Here is a 19,567-nt window from a genome sequence, read left to right as displayed (position 1 = left end):
GGAGAGTGCCGTACGGTTCCGGCCGTCCTCACAGGACGGCGGTCCGCGTGGGCGGCCCCCGGGAAGTGAGCGCGTCGACGAGAAGGAAGGGCCGCGGCGCCCGTTGCGAACGGCCGCGCACCCCGGCGCGCGGGGGCGGCGGCGGCAGGGTGCGTCCGCCCGGCCGGCGCAGCGGGGCCGTCAGCCACCCGGCCACGGCCCGCAGCACCCGGAACCCGGCCCGCTCCCCGAACGCCAGCCAGAGCCCGCACAGCAGCGCGGCGAGCCCATGGGCGGCGGTCATACCGGAGGGCGAGGTCCCGCCGATGGCCACCGTCGGCCCCATGTGCTCCATCCCGCCCATGGGGCCGGTGGTGGCCAACGGCGCAAGGGAGAAGGCGAAGTGCAGCCCGGCCTGCGCGGCGAGCGCCACCGCCGTCACCGCCGGCACACCCCGCTCCCGCCCGGTCAGGCACCATCCCGCAGCCCCCGTGGCGGCGAACCCGGCACCCGGCGCCCACCAGGACAGGACCTCCCCGGACATCATCACGTGCCCCAGGGCGGCGAGCAGCACGCAGACGGCCGCGAACACGGCGGCCCTCAGCACGCGCGACCAGCACCCCGGGATCATGGGTCCTGATCCTGACAGCGCGCTCACGCGGAACGACCGGGGTTGGGCGAATCCACAGCTCCCTCGGCCTGCTCACAGGCTCGCGGCGGGCGGGCGCAACGCGAAAAGGGCCTCCCAGGCTCTCGCCTGCGAAGACCCTTCGCCCTGTCGGGACGACAGGATTTGAACCTGCGACCCCTTGACCCCCAGTCAAGTGCGCTACCAAGCTGCGCCACGTCCCGTTGCCCGCCTGACCTGGGGTTTCCCCTGGCCGAACGTGCAGGGAAACAATACCGCACTCGGGTCGGTGGTCGCGCACCCGTTTCCGGCCGGGGCAGGTCAGCCGGCGGGCAGGCCCAGCTCCGGGTGGGCGTCGAGGAGGCGGGGCGGGGCGGCCTGGCGCCAGGAGTCGGCGAGGATGTCGCGCAGCTCGTCCTCGTCCTCGACGGCGGCGAGCCGGGCCCGCACCCAGGCGAACTGTGCCTCGTGGGCCGCGATCCAGAACTTCTCGGGCTCGGCGAGGACCAGCTCGTCGCGCTCCTCCTTGGGGCAGCGCACGGCGAGGGAGGTCTCGTCCTCGGGCAGCGTGGCGAACATCTTCCCCGCGACCCGGAACGTGGGCATGTTCCAGGCGACCTTCTCCGTGGTGTCCGGCAGGGAGAGGGCGATTCGGCGTACGTCTTCGGCGTCGGGCATGCTTCGCACCGTAGCCGCCGGCACTGACAGTCAGCCGCTGGTGAGGCGTTTGTAGTACAGGGTGGTGGGGCGCAGGACGCCGGCCGGGTCCGCCGCGTAGTCGGGGATCACGCCCGCCCTGGTCCAGCCGGCGGCGCCGTAGAGGTGCTCGGCGGGGCTGTCGGTCTCGGTGTCCAGGTGGAGCAGGGTGACACCGGCGGCGAGGGCGGCCCGCTCGGCGGTGGTGAGGAGGGTGCGGCCCAGGCCCTTGCCGCGGGCGTCGCGGTGGACCATGAGCTTGACGAGTTCGGCGCGGTGGCGGCTGTTGGGTTTGTCGGGGAAGGCGAGCGTGACGGTGCCGACCACCCGCCCCCTGTCGTACGCCGCCCAGACCGCGAGGCGTCCGGCGTCGGCGCCCTCGGCCCGCTCCCGCCACCAGGCGAGCGCCCCGGCGGTGTCCAGCGGCGCCAGGAAACCGATCGACGCGCCGCCGGCCACGGTGTCGACGAGCAGGGCGGCCAGCTGCTCGGCCGCGAGGAGCAGATCGGCCCCGTCCAGGCGCCGCACGGTCGCCGTCACGGCAGCACCACCGCCAGCACATAGCGCGCCTCGGTGTCGCCGACGCAGCGGAACCGGGTCGGCCCCCACACCCGCAGGCGCAGGCAGTCGCCCGTGTCGAGGTGGTGCTCGTCGCCCTGGTCGGTCAGGGCCAGGGCTCCTTCCAGGACCCAGATGTGCTGTTCGAGGCCGGGTACCGGCGGGCGGTCGTAGGAGAGGTCGGCGCCCGGCGCGAGCCGTCCCTCGACGAGTTCGCCGCGCAGTCCGCGGTGCGGCGGGGACACCGACCGGCGCGCGAAGCCGGCGCCCTGGTCCCGCCAGACCTGCTGGTCGGCGGCCCGCACCAGCAGCGCGGGCTCCGTCTCGACCTCGCTGAGCAGCTGGGACATCGTCCGCCCGTACACCGCGCACAGACGGTTGAGCATCGAGGCCGTCGGGCTGATCTCGGCCCGTTCGGCGCGGGACAGCGTCGAACGGCTCACCCCGCTGCGTTCCGCCACGTCCCCCAGGGACCAGCCGCGTTCGGCGCGCAGTGCGGCCAGGCGGGCGCCCAGCCGGGCATCGACGGCGTCCGTGGCCGCCGCCTCCTCGGTTCGTCTCATATCCGGGAATCTATCCCGGATATGAGAAGAGCGCGTTACGGGCGGCTCACACCCGCGCCGCCTCCCGCAGCGCGTCCAGCACCGGCAGGATCAGCGGGTGCTCCTCCGCGCCGCGCCGTACGGCGGCGAAGACGCGGCGGGTCGGGGCCGCGCCGTCTATCGGGCGCACGACGACACCGGTGAGGTCCATGCCGCGCAGGGCCGAGCGCGGTACGAGGGCCACGCCCGCGTCGGCCGAGGCGAGCGCGACGACCGCGCGGAAGTCGTCCGAGGAGTGTTCGAGCCGCGGCTGGAACCCGGCGCTCTCGCAGGCCAGGACGACCACGTCATGGCAGGGATTGCCGGGGTAGGGACCGATCCAGGGGTCCTTGGCCAGCTCCGCGAGGGGGACCTCCTCGGCGTCGGCGAGGCGGTGGGTGACCGGCACGACCGCGTCGAAGGGCTCGGCGTACAGGGGGATGTGCGCGAGCCGCGGATCGTCGGCGGCGGGGGCGCCCCGGTACTCGACGGCCACCGCGACATCGACCTGCCGGTCCAGCACCATCGGCAGGCTGGCGTCCCCCTCGGCGTCCTGGACGCGGATCCTTATCCCGGGCGCGCTGCGGGCCAGCCGGGCCACCGCGGGCGCCACGACCAGGGCGATCCCGGTCGCGAAGGCGGCGACGGTGACCGTGCCGGCCTCACCCGAGCTGTACGCGGCCAGCTCCGCCTCGGCCCGCTCCAGCTGGGCGAGGACCGCGTGGGTGTGGGTCAGCAGGATCTCGCCGGCCGGAGTGAGCCGGACGCCCTTGGCGCCGCGCTCCACCAGACGGTGGCCGGTCTCCTGCTCCAGGGCGGCGAGCTGCTGGGAGACGGCGGAGGGGGTGAGGTACAGCGCGGCGGCAGCCGCCGTCACGGTGCGGTGGTCGGCCACCGCACGGAGGATGTGGAGCCGCCGCGCCTCGATCATGGGATCGATTATCGCAATATGTCGGGGCTCCTCAGCCCTCCAGTTCCGCGCGCGCCGCGACGAAGGCGTCCACCGCGCGGTCGACGTCCTCGGTGGAGTGCGCGGCCGACAGCTGGACCCGGATCCGGGCCTGGTCCTGCGGGACGACCGGGTAGGAGAAGCCGATCACGTACACCCCGCGCTCCAGCAGCAGTTCGGCCATCCGGCCCGCCTTCGCGGCGTCGCCGATCATCACCGGGGCGATGGCGTGGTCGCCGGGGAGGACGTCGAAGCCCTCCTCGGTCATCCGGCGGCGGAACAGGGCGGTGTTCTCCCTGAGGCGGACCCGCAGGTCGTCGGCGGACTCCAGCAGGTCGAGGACCTTCAGGGAGGCGGCCGCGATCACCGGGGCGAGGGTGTTGGAGAACAGGTACGGGCGGGAGCGCTGGCGCAGCAGGGCGACGATCTCCGCGCGGGCGGCGACATAGCCGCCGGAGGCCCCGCCGAGGGCCTTGCCCAGGGTGCCGGTGACGATGTCGACGCGGTCCATCACGCCGTGCAGCTCGGGGGTGCCACGGCCGCCGGGGCCGACGAAGCCGACCGCGTGGGAGTCGTCGACCATGACCATCGCGTCGTAGCGCTCGGCGAGGTCGCAGATCTCGCGCAGCGGCGCGACATAGCCGTCCATGGAGAAGACGCCGTCGGTGACGACGAGCCGGCGGCGCGCGCCGGACGCCTCCTTCAGCTGCCGCTCCAGGTCCTCCAGATCGCGGTTGGCGTACCGGAAGCGGCGGGCCTTGGACAGCCGGATGCCGTCGATGATCGAGGCGTGGTTGAGGGCGTCGGAGATCACCGCGTCCTCGGGGCCGAGCAGGGTCTCGAAGACCCCGCCGTTGGCGTCGAAGCAGGAGGAGTACAGGATCGTGTCCTCCTGGCCGAGGAACGCCGACAGCCGGGCCTCCAGCTCCTTGTGCACCTCCTGCGTACCGCAGATGAAGCGCACGGACGCCATGCCGTAGCCCCAGCGGTCCAGCGCCGCGTGGGCGGCGGCGACGACCTCGGGGTGGTCGGCGAGACCGAGGTAGTTGTTGGCGCAGAAGTTCAGGACCTCGCCGGGACGGCCGCCCGCGGTGACGGCGACGGTCGCCGACTGCGGGGTGCCGATCACCCGCTCGGGCTTGTGCAGTCCGGCGGCGCGGATCTCGTCGAGGGTGGTGCGCAGGTCGTCGCGCACGGAGTCGAACATCGGGAAACTCCTCAGAGATGCAGGTGACTTACGCGGTCCAGTCGAGGATGACCTTGCCGCCGCGGCCGCTCGCCGCGTCGGCGAACGCCGCCTCGAAGTCGCGGTACCCGTACCGGCCGGTGATCACGGGGGCGAGGTCCAGACCGCCCTCCAGCAGGACCGACATCGCGTACCAGGTCTCGAACATCTCCCGGCCGTAGATGCCCTTGATCGTGATCATCGAGGTGACGATCCGGGCCCAGTCGACCGGGAACTCCTGCGCCGGCAGCCCGAGCATGGCGATCCGGCCGCCGTGGGTCATGTTGGCGATCATGTCGCGCAGGGCCTCGGGGCGCCCGGACATCTCCAGGCCGATGTCGAAGCCCTCGCGCAGCCCGAGCTCGCGCTGGCCGTCCGCGATGGACGCGCGGGAGACGTCGAGGGCGAGGCTCGCGCCGATCTTGCGGGCCAGCTCCAGGCGCTCCTCGCTCACGTCGGTGACCATGACGTTGCGGGCGCCGGCGTGCCGGGCGACGGCGGCGGCCATCAGGCCGATCGGGCCGGCGCCGGTGATGAGGACGTCCTCGCCGACCAGTGGGAAGGACAGCGCGGTGTGCACGGCGTTGCCGAACGGGTCGAAGATCGCGGCCACGTCGAGGTCCACGGGCACCCGGTGCACCCAGACGTTCGACGCGGGCAGCACGACGTACTCCGCGAAGGCGCCGTCGCGGCCGACGCCGAGGCCGACGGTGGCCCGGCACAGATGGCGGCGCCCGGCGAGACAGTTGCGGCACTTGCCGCACACCAGGTGTCCCTCGCCGCTCACCCGGTCGCCGACCGCGATGTCGGTGACGTCCCGGCCGGTCGCGACGACCTCGCCGACGAACTCGTGGCCGAGGACCAGCGGGGTGCCGATGGTCTGCTGCGCCCAGCCGTCCCAGGCCCGGATGTGCAGATCGGTGCCGCAGATGCCGGTCCGCTGCACCTTGATCAGTACGTCACCGGGGCCGGCCTCGGGCTCCGGGACGTCCCGGAGCCACAGCCCGGGCTCCGCCTTCTCCTTGACCAGCGCCTTCAAGCTGCGGCTCCTGTGATGAGGCCCCGGGGGCGCACGGACCTGCCGGGGCGCCCCGCTGCCGGGGAGGGGGATTCGTGCAGCAATCTGCCGCATGCCACCGGCCCCGGTCCATCGAGCTTTTCTTAAGCGGAGCAACAGGTTTCCTTCACGCCCTGATCTTGGAGCGCCGCGGCACCCGGGCGTCCTTGCCCTAGGCCGGCGGTGTGCCGGTCTCCAGGCGGGCGACGAGGTCGGCGGCGGTCGCCTTGATGGTCCCCAGGCCGGGCGTGCCCCAGCGCCGGGGTGCGAGGTCGGCGACGCACACCGTGCCGAGGACCGTGCCGGTCGTGTCGATGAGCGGGGCGCCGAGGTAGGAGCGGATGCCGTACTCGTCGACGACGGGGTTGCCCGCGAAGCGCGGGTAGTCGGCGACGTCCTCCAGGACCAGCGCCTTGCGCCGGACGACGACATGCGGGCAGTAGCCGTACTCGCGCGGCAGGCGCCGGCCGAGCTCGGGCTTTCCGCCCCGGGCCGCTTCTCCCCCCGCCGGGGTGTGCAGCCCGGCGAAGAACTGCCCTTCCTCACGCAGGAAGTTGACCATGGCGTAGGCGGCGCCGGTCAGCTCGGCGAGGCGCTCGGCGAAGGTGTCCAGGGCGGGCTCCGGCCACTCCCCGAGGCCGAGTCGGCGCAGCCTCCGGGCGCGGGCGGGGGCGTCCCTGTCCTGCGGGGTGAGCAGCAGGCGACCGGCCGGGCGGGGCGGGTCGTAGTTCATGGGCGGGCTCCGGGCGGGCGGGCCGGGTCGCCGGGGAGGTGGGCGTGGGTCGTCATCTGCGGCTCCATGGCAGGGGATGCGGGGTCACATGGTGGCGCCGCGGCTCGGCTGGGGTGCCCCCGGTGCGTGGGCGATGAGGTGCCGGACGAGGGTGAGCAGGGTCTGCACGCCGGAGGCGGAGATCCGGGCGTCGCAGCGCACGATGGGGATGTCCGGGTCGAGGTCGATGGCGGCGCGCACCTCCTCGGGGTCGTAGTGGTGGGCGCCGTCGAACTCGTTGACGGCGACGATGAAGCCCAGGCCGCGCTCCTCGAAGAAGTCGACGGCCGCGAAGCACTCCTCGAGGCGGCGGGTGTCGGCGAGGACGACCGCGCCGAGGGCGCCCTCGGACAGCTCGTCCCACATGAACCAGAACCGCTCCTGTCCGGGCGTGCCGAACAGGTACAGCACATGCCGCGGGTCCAGGCTGATGCGGCCGAAGTCCATGGCGACGGTCGTCTCGACCTTGTTCTCGATGCCGTCGAGGTTGTCGGTCGTGGCGCCGACCGTGGTGAGCAGCTCCTCGGTGCTGAGCGGGGCGATCTCGCTCACGGCGCCCACGAAGGTGGTCTTGCCGACGCCGAAGCCGCCCGCGACCAGGATCTTCAGGGCGGTCGGAAAGGGGTCGCCGCGGCCTTCGTCGTAGCGCTCGTACGTCGTTCGCGCGTCGTACGCGTCGTACCCGTCGCTCTCAGAGCTGTCGTCGTAGTCCATCGAGCACTGCCTCCAGTAGGGCCCGGTCGGTGGGGTTGTGGTGGAACTCGGGGGGCTTGGTGGTCAGGGCCCCGCAGTCGACTAGGTCCGACAGGAGGACCTTGGTGACCGCCGCCGGCAGCTTCAGATGGGCGGCGACCTCGGCGACCGGGACCGGGGCCCGGCACAGGTCGAGGGCCTGTGCGTGCTCGGGGCCGAGATAGCCGAGGGGTCTCGCTCCGGTGGCCATCACCTGGGACATGAGGTCGAGGGCGACGGTGGGCTCGGTGCGCCCGTTGCTGACCGTGAAGGGGCGCACCAGCCGCCCGGCCGCGTCGTCGAGCCAGGGCCCGTCGCCGGCCGCCGCCACGCTCAAGTTCCCGTCACCGACGCATCGACGGCGTACTGCCGGGGCGCGGTCGTCAGGTACGGCCGCACGCTCTTCACCAGCATGGCCATCTCGTAGCCGAGGACGGCGGCGTCGGCCTCCCGTCCGGCGAGCACGGCGAGACAGGTCCCGGAGCCGGCGGTGGTGACGAACAGCAGCGTCGCGTCGAGTTCGACGACGACCTGGCGTACGTCCCCGCCGTCGCCGAAGCGGACGCCCGCGCTGCGGCCGAGGGAGTACAGGCCGGAGGCCAGGGCGGCCATGTGGTCGGCGCTGTCGGCGTCGAGACCGTGGACCGATTTCACCAGTCCGTCGCAGGACAGCAGTACGGCGCTGCTGGTGTGGGGCACGCGCTGCACGAGGCCGCTCATCAGCCAGTCGAGATCGGATGCCTGGCCGGTCGGCGCGTCGCTCGCCATGGTGGATCGACTCCTTGGGGTACGAAGGTCTGCGGGAGCGCTGGGGGTGGGGGTACGGCTCATCCGGCGGAGGCGCTCCCGTCGTGCCGGGGGGTGGGGTGGTCGGAACCGTGATCGGAGACCTGCGCGGCCCCGGCCGTCCCGTCCCGCACGCCGTACGCCCGGGGATCACCGGAGGCGTGCACGAAGGACACGTCGGCTATCCGGGGCGGGGCGGCGGGGGGTGTGACCGGGACGGCCGCAGCGACGCGAGGTGATTCCGGGACGGCCGTCCGGTGGGGTGACACGGCAGACCTGTCCGGGGCGCTCACCGGGACCCCGGCGGCCGTCTGGCGGGGTGACACGGCGGACCCGTCCGGGGCGGCCACGGGGAACGCGACAGGCCCGACGGGCGGGGCCACGCGCGGTGATTCCGGGGCGGTTGCCGGGACCCCGGCGGCCGCCCCGTGGGGTGACACGGCGGACCCGTCCGGGGCGGCCACGGGGAACGCGACAGGCCCGACGGGCGGGGCCACGCGCGGTGACTCCGGGGCGGTTGCCGGGACCCCGGCGGCCGTCTGGCGGGGTGACGCGGCGGACCTGTCCGGGGCGCTCGCCGGGATCCCGGTGGCGGACGGGTCCGGGGCGGTTGCCGGGGTCCAGGCAGCAGACCCGTGAGGCGGGGCGGTGGGCCTGTCCGGGGCCGCGGCGGCCGGGGGCGGTGTTCGGGGCCGGTCGAAGGGGCCGGGCGCCGGGTAGGCACTGCGTTCCAGGGGCTCCCACTCCGGGAGCGGTACGGCCGACTCCAGCACCTCCGACTCCAGGCTCTGCTGGGCCTCGGCGAGACCGATGCCGCGCTGGAAGGCGGCCATCAGACCGGGGTCGTGCCCGGCGGGCTGCTCGGCGTCCGGACGGGGGACCGGGCCGCCGCGCAGCTGGGGCACGATGTGCTCCTGGGCGCGGCGCCGGGGCAGTCGCGGCTTGCCCATGGTGCCGCGCACGGCACCCGAGCGCGGGACGGGCGCGATGCCCGCGTTCTCCTCCACGACCCGCCGGTCGGCCCGCCGGATCCCGGGCACGGCCTCGGCGGGATTGGGCCGATCGTGCCGCTCCCCCCGCACGGGCAAGGGTCCGGGACCGCCGGGGGAACCGGAATCCCGACCGTGGTCGGGCGCGGCCTCGGACGACGACGTGAGCGCGGCTTCACCGACACCGGTGACGCTGGGCGTGCCTTCTCCGGTGGGGGTGAGCGACACGGGCTCGGTCGGGCGGGGTGCTCCGGTGACAGACCCCGGGTGCGGGGACGTGGTCGAGGCACCCCCGCCGGTGCCTCCATGGCGCCGGGTCGGTACGCGGGAGCCGTCGGTGTCACGGGTGTTCTGCGGGGGCGGTGCGGTGAGCGGGTGGCTCGTCGTGGCCGCGGTGTTCTGCGGTGGTGGCGGAACCGGAAGCCGCTGCGTGCCGCGCGTGCTCTGTTGCCGTGGCGGAACCGGAGGGCGCCCTGTGCCGCCCGGGTGCCGTGGCCCTGGGGGCACCGGAAGTCGCTCCCAGCCGCCCGTGTCCTCCCCCTGCCGCGGAACCGCCCCGGCGCCCGGCCCCGCCGGACGGCGTCCGGTGTCCGTGCCCTGGCGGGGCAGTTGGCGCGAGGGGGTGGCGATCGCGGCCGGGGCGGCGGTGGTCGGGGCAGCCGCCTGTCGGTGGTCGGGGGCAGGGGTGGGGGCGGGGTCCGGGGCGAGAGGGTCCCGTGCCGGTACGACGGCCCCGGCCGCGCCTCCCAGCAGGGCCTGTGGGACCACGAGAACGGCCTGGACACCGCCGTAGATGTTGGACTGGAGACGGACCCGGATGCCGTGCCGACGGGCGAGCTGGGAGACGACGTACAGGCCGATCCGGCCGTCGGCCAGCAGACGGCCGACGTTGACCTGGTCGGGGTCGGCGAGCAGCGCGTTCATCCGGGCCTGCTCCTCGACGGGCAGGCCGAGGCCGCGGTCCTCGACCTCGACGGCGAGCCCGGAGGTGCACAGGGTGGCGCGCAGCAGCACCTGGGTGTGCGGCGCGGAGAACACGGTGGCGTTCTCGACGAGTTCGGCCAGGAGATGGATGACGTCGGCGACGGCGTGCCCGCGCAGCTCGCCGTCGATCGGCGGGACGAGCTTGACCCGGGAGTACTGCTCGACCTCGGCGATGGCGGAGCGCAGTACCTCGGTCATGGACACGGGGTTGCTCCACTGCCGCCGGGAGACGGCCCCGCCGAGGACGGCGAGGTTCTCGGCGTGGCGGCGGATGCGGGTGGCGAGGTGGTCGACGTGGAAGAGGCCCTTGAGCAGCTCGGGGTCCTCGATCTCGTTCTCCAGCTCGTCGAGGATCGAGATCTCGCGGTGCACGAGGGACTGAAGCCGCCGCGCGAGGTTGACGAAGACCTCCAGCTTCTGTTCGCTGCCGGCCTGGCTGGACAGCCGGGAGGCCTGGACGACGGCCGTGACGGCGCCCGAGTGGGCGCGGGCGAGGTCGGCGGCGAGCAGCTCGAAGTCGTCGGCGTCGCCGGGCGGCCCGCCGCGCGACTTGCGCCGCTCCGGGGCCTCGCCGCGGCGCAGCGACTCGACGAGCGCGCGCAGGTCGGCCTCGCCGCGCGCGCTGCTGCGGCGCAGGGCGGCGACGCGGTCGCCCACGGAGCGGGCGGCGCGGTCGGCGGCGACGGCCGCGACCAGGATGCCGACGCCGGTGACCGCCACCGCGCCGGCCAGGACGGCCCACAGGACGGGGCCGGGCCGGGTGCCGGTGGAGCGCACGGTGAACAGGACGACCGCGCAGGCGCTGAGCGCGACGGCGGTCGGCGGCAGCACGGCGAGCCGCAGCAGCTGGGGCCTCAGATGCGTCTCGGCCGGCACGGGGGCGGTGCGGGGGGCCACCGGGCGTCCGTGCCGCCCGCCCTCACGGCGGTCTGCACGTGCGACGGGTGCGCGGAGGTGAGACATCGGTGTCCTCGTACTGGGTCCGTGGGCCTGTTTTCTGGCGCGGGTACGCAAGGCGGGCATACGCCATCGGCCACTCACAGTAGTCACCAAGGCATCATGTGCGGCGGGCAGTTGACAAACTCCCCCGGGGAACGTCCCGCTCTGGTATGAAGCCTCGCACAAGAGACCGAGGCCCTGACTCCAGGCCCGGCGCGGACAGTGAAGCAGTCGATCACAACTGTTCAGAGCCGGTCCCGAACGGACAGCGAGGGCCGAGGGGTTCCCCGCCCCCGACCCTCGCCGCCTCGCGTCACCACCCTTCCATCCGGCCCGGCGGGTCCGCTTCCGGACCCCCGCCACCCTCAGCTGCAGCCTGCCGAACATCACGCTAAGTATCGGCATTGGCCTCGACTTCCGGACCGGCCGCAACGATCCATCAAGGGTCCTCACCCGTCGCGGTGTCCACGTCGCCGTGCCGTCGGCCGCAGGCGGAGCAACGGGGCGCGTCGGCGCCGGACCTCTGCGGAGGCACTCCGTGGAGGGGGGTGCGCGACGGCGCCCGTCCCCCTCCCCCGGCGTCCTCCGCCGACGACGTCGCCGAGTCCCCGTCGATACGGACCGGCCCGGCCAGCAGCCGAACGACAGCCGCCGCCGTGCCCAGGCCGAAGCCGCTTGCGTCCACCGGCGAGGCCCCCAGAAACGTCATGACGAGACCCGCCCCGGCACCGGCGAGGGCACCGAGGAACACGGCCAGGTCGCCGTGCGGCGGGAGGGGCTGTGAGGCGTCCGTGCCCCCGACAGCGGACCGCACGAGGCGCATCACCATGCGAGCCCGGGACCGGAGCCTGGAGGTCTGGGTCACCGATTTCCTCCTTGCAAACCAGCGGAACGTTCCAGTCGTTTCATCACAGCAGGCCATCCGGTGTCCCACCATTGATCAGGCCAAAGCCAGTTGAAACCCGGCTCGGAGAAAACCTGCCCGGGACGGCGGGCCACCAACTTGGGACAACCGCTGTCCCGGCTTGGCTTGGGACACCTATCCTGAGGACGTTTTGGGACGCCGCCGGACAGCGGCCCTGAAGTCGGGGGAGCTCAATGGATCAGGGGACAGAGGGTCGCGTCGACCCTTCGTCGGCGGGCAGCAAAGAGGAGCTCGCGCGTTTTCTCCGGATGCTCCGCGCGAGAGCCGACAGCCCTTCGTACCGGGATCTCGAGAAAGCCGCCGGTGCCCTGGGAAAAGGACGGTCCCTCCCCCGGACCACTCTGGGCGAGGTGCTGCGCGGCCGGAGGTTCCCGAGCAAAGCCTTTCTGCTGACCTTCGTCGAGCTGTGCGGAGCCGGACCGGACGAGAGGCGGGCATGGGAGAACGCCTGGAATCGACTGGCGGTTCAATACAAGGTCAATGAACCGGCCGAGGAACACGAGACTCACCATCCGCAGCAGTTCGCTCAGGCGAAAAGAAGAATCAGCGATCTTGAGGAACAACTGTCCCAGGTGCGCGCACGTCTGCGGCTCCAGGGCCGCACCCTGGACGAGGCCGCCCGGGCGTTGACCGCGGTGGGCGCGACGCTGCAGGGCCAGGGCCACTGGGCGGCGGCGGAAGCGGTGTACGCGACCGTGATCGAGTTGCAGCGGGAGTCGTCCTGGTCCGATGTGCACACGGAGGTGCGCGCCCGGCGCGGCATCGTCGAGGTGCTGATCGCCCAGGACCGTCACGCCGACGCGACGTCGGCCGCAGGGCATCTGGTCGACGAGTGCGTGAAGGCGCTCGGCGCCGACCATGCCGTCACCCTGGACGCGCGGCAGCTGGTCTCCTCTCTCGGTTCCCTGCCGCCCCCGGCCCCGGCCGGCGAACCGCTGCCGCGATCCGCACCCGCCGCGGAGGCCGCGATCCTCATCCGGGCCGACAGGGCGGAGCAGCCTCCGGCACTCCCCGCCCCCAGAGAGCGGGTGGCGGGAGCGCTGCCCACGATCTGGAACCTCGAACCGCGCAATCCCGAGTTCACCGGCCGGGAGATCATCCTGCGCGGCGTCCGCGAACGGTTCTCCCAGGGGAGCCCCTCCACGGTCCAGACCCTGCGCGGGCCGGGCGGAGTGGGCAAGACACAGATCGCCGTGGAGTACGCGCACCGTCATTCCGACGGATACGACCTGGTCTGGTGGATCGCGGCCGAAGACCCGCCGCTCGTCGGTGAGCAGATCGCCGCGCTCGCGGTCGAACTGGGACTGGTGGAGCAGGGCACCGACACGACGACGGCCGCGGCTGTCGCGAAGTCGCATCTGCGGGGCCGGGACCGCTGGCTGATCATCTTCGACAACGCCGAGGAAAGGGCCGCGGTGTCGGAGTGGTTACCCGGTGGGCCCGGGCATGTGCTGATCACCTCGCGGGCCGGCGGCTGGGAGCGTGTCGCGACGACCGTGCAGGTCGAGGTGATGGGCGAGTCCGAGTCCGTCGCCCTGCTCAAGACCCACTGCCCCGAGCTCAGCCGGAGCGAGGCGGAGTCGCTCGCCGAGGAACTGGACTACCTTCCGCTGGCCCTGTGCCAGGCAGGCGGCTTCCTGGCCGAGACCGCGACGGAAGTGGGGGACTACCTGCATCTGCTGCACACCCATCCCGCCGCCCTCCTGAACGAGGGCGAGGCGGGGGACTACGCGCGCTCGTTGGCCGCGGTGATCGGACTGAGCCTCGATCAGCTCGCCCAGGCGGACCCAGTGGGACTGGCCGCGGTCCGGGTGTGCGCCCTCCTCGCACCCGAGTCCATCCCGGTGCGGTGGCTCATGGCCGTGGACGACATCACCGCGGGGGACGACGAGGTCCTGGCGCCGCTGGCGAGGGTCGCGGGCGACGAAATGCTGCTGCGCCGGGCCATCGGAACGGCGGTCCGGTTCGGTCTGGCGAAGAGCAACCGCGACGGCGTCCGTCTGCACCGGCTCGTCCAGGGGGTGATCCGCGATCTGCTGGCGCCCCGCACCCGTGAGCGGGTGCGCCGCCATGCGCGCGCCCTGCTGGTCGCCAATCGCCCGGGCGATCCCGAGGACCCGGCCACCTGGCAGGACTGGGCGCGCGTCGTCCCGCACCTGCTCAGTGTGGAACCGACCGTTCCGACCGATCCGCGGCTACGGGCGCTGTCCTGCGACACCTCGTGGTACCTGATCGAACGCGGGGACGCGGACGCCGCAGCGCGGCTCGGCGAGGCCCTCCGCGCGGCATGGCTGCGGGATCTCGGACCCGACGACGTCCATGTGCTCTGGGTGACCCGATGTCTGGCCCGGGCCCTGCGCGAGCTGGGGCGGTACGAGGAGGCCCGGCTGCTCTACGACGACGCGCTGCCGCGCTACCGGCGGGTCCTGGGCCGTGAACACACCGACACACTCCGCCTGGCTCACGGTTCGGCCATCAACCTACGGCTGCTCGGCCAGTACGCCGCGGCCAGGTCGCTGCAGGAAGCCACGCTGCTCTCCTATCGCAAGGTGCTCGGCGAGGACCACCCGCACTCACTGCACTCCGCCAACCATCTGGCGGTCGACCTCGGCGCCCTCGGTCACCACGACAAGGCCAAGCGGCTCCACGAGGACACCCTGGCCCGCTATCGGCGGGTCCTTGGAAACGACCATCCCGACACCCTGCGTTCGGCGAACCACCTGGCAGCGGACCTGATCGCCCTGGGCGAGTACGCTGAGGCGCAGGCCCTGGACGAGGACACCCTGGAACGCTGCCGGCACACCTTCGGCGAAGACCACCCGTACACGCTGCGCGCGGCGGTGTCCTTCGCCACGATCCTGCGTGAGCTGGGGCGGCTGCAGCCGGCGCTGGTCCTGCAGGAGGCGACGCTCACCCGGTGCCGGCAGGTCCTGGGCGCCGCCCATCCGCAGAGTCTGCGCGCCGCCCAGGCGCTCTGCGAGATCCTGCACCGTCTGGACGAACTCGACCGCGCGGTGACCCTCCAGAAAGAGACGGTCCTGCGCTATCGCCAGGCCCTCGGAGACGATCACCCCGAAACGAGAAATGCCGTGGATCTTCTGAGAAGGATCACCGAGCGACTCACTCGGACCGGAAAATCATGACCATGCCACCGACCGAAGGGAAGTGGCTTGAATTCCGCCAGAAATGGTCACAGCAATAGCCAACAGGACCCGTTCCTTCTAACATTGCCGGGGCGTCAACTTAAGATCCTCCCGGGAGGATGAACCGGAGAACTCGGGAAGTCCATCCCTTTCCGGCACCTCTATTAACACGGGGAACGCTCCGCCCCAAACCGGTTCCAGGAACGGCAAACACTCGCTGTAACGTGCCCTCGCAACACGTCGTCCCGAGTGAGGAATGGGTCATGCCAGTTGTCAGGATCGCGTTGGTCACCACCGAACCACGTCCGGAGATCAACGTGGATCACGACATGCCGATGCTTCTCGCGGCACTGAACACCGAATCCGCGGAAACGGTTTCAGTCAACTGGGACGACCCGGACGTCGCCTGGAACACTTTCGATCTCGCGGTGATCAGGTCGACGTGGGACTACACCTGGCGGTCCGAGGAGTACATGGCGTGGGTGGAAAGGGCCAGTTCGATGACGACCCTTCTCAATCCGCCCCCGGTGGTGCACTGGAGCGCCGACAAGTACTACCTCTCACGGCTGGCGGACGCCGGTGTGCCGGTGGTCCGGACCCACTACGTCGCGCCGGGCGCCGACCCCGTCCTGCCCGGGCACGAGTTCGTCGTGAAGCCCGCCGTCGGAGCGGGTGCGCGCTACGCGGCCCGCTATCAGCCGACCGACCACGAGACGGCCGTACGCCACATCCGCCGGATGCACGACGAGGGCCTCACCGCCATGGTCCAGCCGTACATGACGGCGATCGACTCCGCCGGCGAACGTGCCCTCGTCTTCTTCGGCGGAGGCTTTCTGCACGCCATCAGGAAGCAGGCGGTACTGGCGCCGGAGGTCCCGTTCGACCATCGCAAGGTCGCCCACCCGGGTCTGCAGCCGTGGAACCCCATCCAGGAGGAGATCGACGTGGCCGGCCGGGCGCTGGCGGTGGTCCCGGGCGGAGAGCAGCTGTTCTACGCGCGGGTCGACCTCGTGGACGACGAGCAGGGGCGGCCCGTCGTCATGGAACTCGAGCTCGTCGAGCCGAACCTCTTCCTCGCCGTGCATCCGGGGTCCCTGCCCGCCGTGTCCCGGGGCATCCTCGACAGGGCCGCACGGGCGAGTGAGCAGAGGGAACGGCAAGTGGCGGAAACGATCTGACGGAACGGCCAGGGGGAGGCGCCGGTGAGCACGGCCGAGGAGTCGTACGAGGATGCCGCCCTCCCCTTTCGCTGCCCCGCGCACCTGGGGGAACCCGCGCGGTTCTCCGCACTGCGTGCCGGACCGGGCATCGACCGTGTCCCCACGTCGATGGGGGACAGCGCGTGGCTGGTGACCAGCCACGAGGGTGTGCGGGGCATGTGCAGCGATCCCCGGGTGGGCAAGACCCACGCCGACCCCGCCCGGGCTCCACGGCTGTGGGACGCGGCCCTCATGGAACCGCAGAGCGGTCACGCGGACGAGTTCGCCTTCCACACCCGTTGGCGGCACACCCTTTCCCGCCATTTCAGCGGCAGACGGATCGACCGGCTCCGCCCGCACATCGAGGGCCTCCTCGCGGGCATCGTGGCCGACCGGCTCGCCGAAGGACCACCGATGGAGGTGCGCACGGGGCTGGCCCAGCCGTTCGCCGCCGCGGTCATCTGCGACCTGCTGGGGCTGCCGCCGGCTCTCAGACCCGCCCTGCTCTCCTGGTCCGACGCCGCCCGCTCACACGGGATGAGCCAACAGGCGGCGACCCGTCGCGGTGCGCTCAGGCGGCGAGTGGACGAACTTCTGAACACCGCTCGGACCGGCCCACCGGGCCGGGCGGCGGACGGAGGTCTCCTCGGTGACCTCGCGCTCGCGCCGCAGGAAGGGCGGGCACTGCGCCGGGAGGAGCAGGCTGAGGCGATCCTGGACGTGTTCCTCGCCGGGTACGACACCGTGGCCACCCGCATCGTGTACGGGACCGCGTACCTGCTCGACCATCCCGAGCAGCTCCGCGCGCTCACCGGCGATCCGGCCCTGATCCCCGGAGCGGTGGAGGAGATCTGCCGGGTGGCGGTTCCCGGCGGCAGCTGGATCCCGCGCTACGCCCACTCCGACATACCCCTGCCCCAGGCGTCGATCCGAGAGGGCGACCTGATCGTCCTGTCCTTCCAGTCGGCCAACCGGGACGAACGCGTCTTCCCCGGGGCGGCCCGCTTCGACATCCGCCGTCACCCCAATCCGCACATCGCCTTCGGGCACGGCACGTTCTACTGCCTGGGCGCCTCGCTCGCCCGGGTCGAGCTCGCCGCCTATCTGTCGGTACTCGCCCGCTTTCCGGGACTCGCCAAGGCTCATCCGGCTCAGCGCCACGTTCTCGCCGACGGGACCGTGACCGGCGGTCTCGAGTTCCTGCTCACCACCTGGAACACCGACCCTGTCTAGCCCGCCCCGCACAGCCCGCCGTCTGCCCGCCCAGTTCGCCCTGCTGTCCCTGACATGGGGCTCGTCCTTCGCACTGATCGCCTTCGCCCTCACGGACTTCACCGCCGTGCAGATCGTGTGGTGCCGCCTGGTCCTCGGGGCCTGCGTCCTGCTCGTGTGGGGCCTCGTCAGCGGGCAGCCCGTCCTGCTCGCGCCCCGCCTGTGGGGACACGCGTACGTACTGGCCGCGCTGCTGTGCGTCGTGCCGTTCACGCTGTACGCCCTGGCCGAGCGGGGAGTGCCCTCCCATGTGGCGATCGTGCTCAACGCCACCACCCCCTTGCTGACGGCGCTGCTCGTCTCCCTCGCGAGGACGAGTCGCTCCGGGGCGTCTCCGCGCGGTTTAGGGCTGGTCATCAGCTTTGCCGGCGTGGCGGTGATCGGCGCCCCCTGGCGGCTCGTCGGCGCGCCTCACGACTGGGTCTCCTTCGCGGCCTGTCTCGCCGCCGCCTGCTGCTACGCCCTGGGCTTCACCTATCTGCATCACTGCGCCGCCCTGCGCACGGCGTCGGTCACCACGATCTCGAGCTCCTACGTGCTGGCGGGCGCCGCCCTGATGCTGGCCGCCACGCCCTGGCTCGCCACTCCCCTGCCCCGGCCCGCTCCCGGGTCCTGGCTGGCCGTGGTCGTCCTGGGCGGAGCGGGCACCGGGATCGCCTATGTGTGGAACACACGCCTGGTCATGGAGTGGGGGGCGGCCCGGGCATCGTCCGTCACCTTCGTGATGCCCTGTGTGGGGATTCCGGTCGGTGCGCTGTTGCTGGGCGAAACCGTGACCTGGAACGGGGTGGCGGGCATGGCACTGGTCTCGGCCGGCTGGTGGATCGCCGCAACCGGCAGAGACCGCTGAGCGCTCCCCCGACCGATCGCCGGGCCCCTGCGGTCACGATCCCGACCTGGCCGCGCGCCGCGCCCCGTCGTTCTCCCGATCAGCCCGCCGGAACCGCTTCGGGAGCCTCGCCGTCCTCGGCGGCGCCGTTCCGGGTCCCGGACTCGACGGCGTCCGTGCCCGGCTCGGCCGTGCGCCACGGTCGGGCGATCGGACGGGAGACCGCCGTCCACCACGCGTCCGTGGGGAGCGCGCCCGCGGGTTCGAAGGGCTCGCCGGGACGCGGGGTCGCGACGGGCTGGCCGGTCGCCTCGCCCGCGTCCTTGGTCCACTGCCCGGGCTCCGCCCACGCGTGCGTGGCGAGATTGAAGGTGCCCCAGTGGATCGGCAGCAGGACACCGCCCGGCGCGCCGCCCTGGAGGTCGAGGTGGGCGCGCACGCCCTCCTCCGGCGTCATGTGGATGTCGGGCCAGAAGTCCGAGTAGGCACCGATCTGGATCATCGTGACGTCGAACGGGCCGTGGTCGGCGCCGATGTCCCGGAAGCCCTCGAAGTAGCCGGTGTCGCCGCTGTGGTAGATGCGGTGCTCCTCGCCGGCGACCACCCAGGAGGCCCACAGGGTGTGCTGGGTGTTGCGCAGGCCGCGGCCGCAGAAGTGGCGGGCCGGGGTGGCGGTGAGGGTGAGGCCGCCGACCTTGGTCGCCTCGTGCCAGTCCAGCTCGCGCAGCCGGTCCGCCGAGACGCCCCAGTGCTCCAGATGGGCGCCGACGCCGAGCGGCACCGCGAACAGGGTGTCCGTGCCGGCCAGCGCCTTGATGGAAGGCAGGTCCAGGTGGTCGTAGTGGTCGTGCGAGATGACGACCACGTCGACCGGGCCCAGCGCGGCCAGCGGCAGTGGAACCGGGTGCAGCCGCTTGGGTCCGACGAAGGAGAACGGGGAGCAGCGCTCGCCCCAGACGGGATCGAACAGCACCCGGTGCCCGTCGATCTCGGCGAGGACGCTGGAATGGCCCATCCAGGTCACTCTGAGCCCCGTGGCGGGCGGCTCGGCGAGGTCGGCGAGGGTCGTGGGGTGCACCGGGACCGTGCCGGAGGGGGCGCGGCGGGGCCGCTGCTCCTTGTCGAAGTAGACCTTGGCGAAGTCCAGCGCCGAAGCCGAGGGACGGATCCGGGTGGAGCCGCCGGGGTTCTGGAAGACCCCGTCCTTGAAGTGGGGGGATCTGCGGATGCGCGCCATGCGCTCACCGCTCGGGTCCGCGCCGAAGCCCTCGGGCTGCAGTGCGCGGAGCCCGGAGCTCAGGGAACGGAAACCGGACACGGTACC

The 19,567-nt window shown here is 72.6% G+C and carries 18 protein-coding genes, 1 tRNA gene and 1 pseudogene; 5 read left to right on the top strand and 15 right to left on the bottom strand.

What is annotated here, in order from left to right; all coding sequences use genetic code 11:
* Positions 1-28 precede the first annotated feature (28 nt).
* The 14 genes from ACYQ8Q_RS38405 to ACYQ8Q_RS38340 form a co-directional block, all read right to left on the bottom strand.
* A complete protein-coding gene (locus ACYQ8Q_RS38405) occupies positions 29-586 on the bottom strand; it encodes a hypothetical protein (protein ID WP_460071302.1) in 558 nt (185 codons plus the stop codon).
* A gap of 171 nt (positions 587-757) precedes the next feature.
* Positions 758-831: transfer RNA gene (locus tag ACYQ8Q_RS38400), tRNA-Pro, on the bottom strand.
* Positions 832-928: 97 nt separating this feature from the next.
* The gene (locus ACYQ8Q_RS38395; RefSeq protein WP_460071301.1) at positions 929-1,285 is read right to left on the bottom strand and encodes an MmcQ/YjbR family DNA-binding protein; all 357 of its coding nucleotides are present in this window, start codon (positions 1,283-1,285) and stop codon (positions 929-931) included.
* A 30-nt stretch (positions 1,286-1,315) separates the two neighbouring features.
* A complete protein-coding gene (locus ACYQ8Q_RS38390; protein ID WP_460071300.1) occupies positions 1,316-1,843 on the bottom strand; it encodes an N-acetyltransferase family protein in 528 nt (175 codons plus the stop codon).
* A complete protein-coding gene (locus ACYQ8Q_RS38385) occupies positions 1,840-2,424 on the bottom strand; it encodes a helix-turn-helix domain-containing protein (RefSeq protein ID WP_460071299.1) in 585 nt (194 codons plus the stop codon). Before ACYQ8Q_RS38385 ends, ACYQ8Q_RS38390 begins: the two co-directional genes overlap by 4 nt.
* A gap of 46 nt (positions 2,425-2,470) precedes the next feature.
* Positions 2,471-3,373: a LysR family transcriptional regulator gene (locus tag ACYQ8Q_RS38380; protein ID WP_460071298.1), complete on the bottom strand. Its 903-nt coding sequence runs from the start codon at positions 3,371-3,373 to the stop codon at positions 2,471-2,473.
* A 31-nt stretch (positions 3,374-3,404) separates the two neighbouring features.
* Positions 3,405-4,598 (bottom strand): glycine C-acetyltransferase, encoded by a 1,194-nt coding sequence (locus ACYQ8Q_RS38375; protein ID WP_460071297.1) that lies wholly within the window; start codon positions 4,596-4,598, stop codon positions 3,405-3,407.
* 28 nt (positions 4,599-4,626) lie between these two features.
* Entirely contained in the window at positions 4,627-5,655 is a 1,029-nt protein-coding gene (gene tdh / locus ACYQ8Q_RS38370; RefSeq protein ID WP_460071296.1) for an L-threonine 3-dehydrogenase, read from the bottom strand.
* 190 nt (positions 5,656-5,845) lie between these two features.
* Positions 5,846-6,406 carry a GAF domain-containing protein gene (locus ACYQ8Q_RS38365; protein WP_460071295.1) on the bottom strand — a complete coding sequence of 187 codons (561 nt, stop codon included), beginning with the start codon at positions 6,404-6,406 and terminating at the stop codon, positions 5,846-5,848.
* Between the two features lie 84 nt (positions 6,407-6,490).
* Complete coding sequence (locus tag ACYQ8Q_RS38360; RefSeq protein ID WP_460071294.1) at positions 6,491-7,159, bottom strand: GTP-binding protein; 669 nt, start codon at positions 7,157-7,159, stop codon at positions 6,491-6,493.
* Positions 7,137-7,508 (bottom strand): DUF742 domain-containing protein, encoded by a 372-nt coding sequence (locus ACYQ8Q_RS38355; protein ID WP_359279256.1) that lies wholly within the window; start codon positions 7,506-7,508, stop codon positions 7,137-7,139. Before ACYQ8Q_RS38355 ends, ACYQ8Q_RS38360 begins: the two co-directional genes overlap by 23 nt.
* 2 nt (positions 7,509-7,510) lie before the next feature.
* Entirely contained in the window at positions 7,511-7,945 is a 435-nt protein-coding gene (locus ACYQ8Q_RS38350; RefSeq protein ID WP_460071293.1) for a roadblock/LC7 domain-containing protein, read from the bottom strand.
* Positions 7,946-8,004: 59 nt separating this feature from the next.
* Positions 8,005-10,899 (bottom strand): sensor histidine kinase, encoded by a 2,895-nt coding sequence (locus ACYQ8Q_RS38345; RefSeq protein WP_460071292.1) that lies wholly within the window; start codon positions 10,897-10,899, stop codon positions 8,005-8,007.
* A 415-nt stretch (positions 10,900-11,314) separates the two neighbouring features.
* Entirely contained in the window at positions 11,315-11,740 is a 426-nt protein-coding gene (locus ACYQ8Q_RS38340; protein WP_460071291.1) for a hypothetical protein, read from the bottom strand.
* Positions 11,741-11,973: 233 nt separating this feature from the next.
* On the opposite strand from ACYQ8Q_RS38340, the pseudogene ACYQ8Q_RS38335 reads away from it, so the two are divergent.
* From ACYQ8Q_RS38335 to ACYQ8Q_RS38315, 5 genes and pseudogenes are all read left to right on the top strand, one after another.
* Positions 11,974-12,180, top strand: a pseudogene (locus ACYQ8Q_RS38335) (hypothetical protein); the annotation flags it as partial.
* Positions 12,181-12,372: 192 nt separating this feature from the next.
* On the top strand, positions 12,373-14,943 hold the full coding sequence (gene fxsT / locus ACYQ8Q_RS38330; RefSeq protein ID WP_460073659.1) for an FxSxx-COOH system tetratricopeptide repeat protein: 2,571 nt from the start codon (positions 12,373-12,375) through the stop codon (positions 14,941-14,943).
* Positions 14,944-15,206: 263 nt separating this feature from the next.
* A complete protein-coding gene (locus ACYQ8Q_RS38325) occupies positions 15,207-16,121 on the top strand; it encodes an ATP-grasp domain-containing protein (protein WP_460071289.1) in 915 nt (304 codons plus the stop codon).
* 24 nt (positions 16,122-16,145) lie between these two features.
* Positions 16,146-17,375 carry a cytochrome P450 gene (locus ACYQ8Q_RS38320; RefSeq protein ID WP_460071288.1) on the top strand — a complete coding sequence of 410 codons (1,230 nt, stop codon included), beginning with the start codon at positions 16,146-16,148 and terminating at the stop codon, positions 17,373-17,375.
* The gene (locus tag ACYQ8Q_RS38315) at positions 17,368-18,264 is read left to right on the top strand and encodes a DMT family transporter (RefSeq protein ID WP_460073658.1); all 897 of its coding nucleotides are present in this window, start codon (positions 17,368-17,370) and stop codon (positions 18,262-18,264) included. The genes ACYQ8Q_RS38320 and ACYQ8Q_RS38315 overlap by 8 nt, the downstream gene beginning before the upstream one ends.
* A 79-nt stretch (positions 18,265-18,343) precedes the next feature.
* Here the strand turns inward: ACYQ8Q_RS38315 and ACYQ8Q_RS38310 are convergent, their stop codons facing one another.
* Positions 18,344-19,561: an MBL fold metallo-hydrolase gene (locus ACYQ8Q_RS38310; protein WP_460071287.1), complete on the bottom strand. Its 1,218-nt coding sequence runs from the start codon at positions 19,559-19,561 to the stop codon at positions 18,344-18,346.
* Positions 19,562-19,567: the final 6 nt, after the last annotated feature.

This window comes from Streptomyces sp. YKOK-I1, from assembly GCF_054660435.1.
The sequence above is the reverse complement of the archived record's forward strand: the minus strand, read 5'-3'. Positions and strand labels throughout refer to the sequence as shown.

Bases quoted from the DNA above. Each gene is read 5' to 3' on its own strand.
- ACYQ8Q_RS38395 (WP_460071301.1), bottom strand. From the start codon at position 1,285: ATGCCCGACGCCGAAGACGTACGCCGAATCGCCCTCTCCCTGCCGGAC.
- ACYQ8Q_RS38385 (WP_460071299.1), bottom strand. From the start codon at position 2,424: ATGAGACGAACCGAGGAGGCGGCGGCCACGGACGCCGTCGATGCCCGG.
- ACYQ8Q_RS38380 (WP_460071298.1), bottom strand. From the start codon at position 3,373: ATGATCGAGGCGCGGCGGCTCCACATCCTCCGTGCGGTGGCCGACCAC.
- ACYQ8Q_RS38375 (WP_460071297.1), bottom strand. From the start codon at position 4,598: ATGTTCGACTCCGTGCGCGACGACCTGCGCACCACCCTCGACGAGATC.
- ACYQ8Q_RS38365 (WP_460071295.1), bottom strand. From the start codon at position 6,406: ATGAACTACGACCCGCCCCGCCCGGCCGGTCGCCTGCTGCTCACCCCG.
- ACYQ8Q_RS38360 (WP_460071294.1), bottom strand. From the start codon at position 7,159: ATGGACTACGACGACAGCTCTGAGAGCGACGGGTACGACGCGTACGAC.
- ACYQ8Q_RS38350 (WP_460071293.1), bottom strand. From the start codon at position 7,945: ATGGCGAGCGACGCGCCGACCGGCCAGGCATCCGATCTCGACTGGCTG.
- ACYQ8Q_RS38345 (WP_460071292.1), bottom strand. From the start codon at position 10,899: ATGTCTCACCTCCGCGCACCCGTCGCACGTGCAGACCGCCGTGAGGGC.
- ACYQ8Q_RS38325 (WP_460071289.1), top strand. From the start codon at position 15,207: ATGCCAGTTGTCAGGATCGCGTTGGTCACCACCGAACCACGTCCGGAG.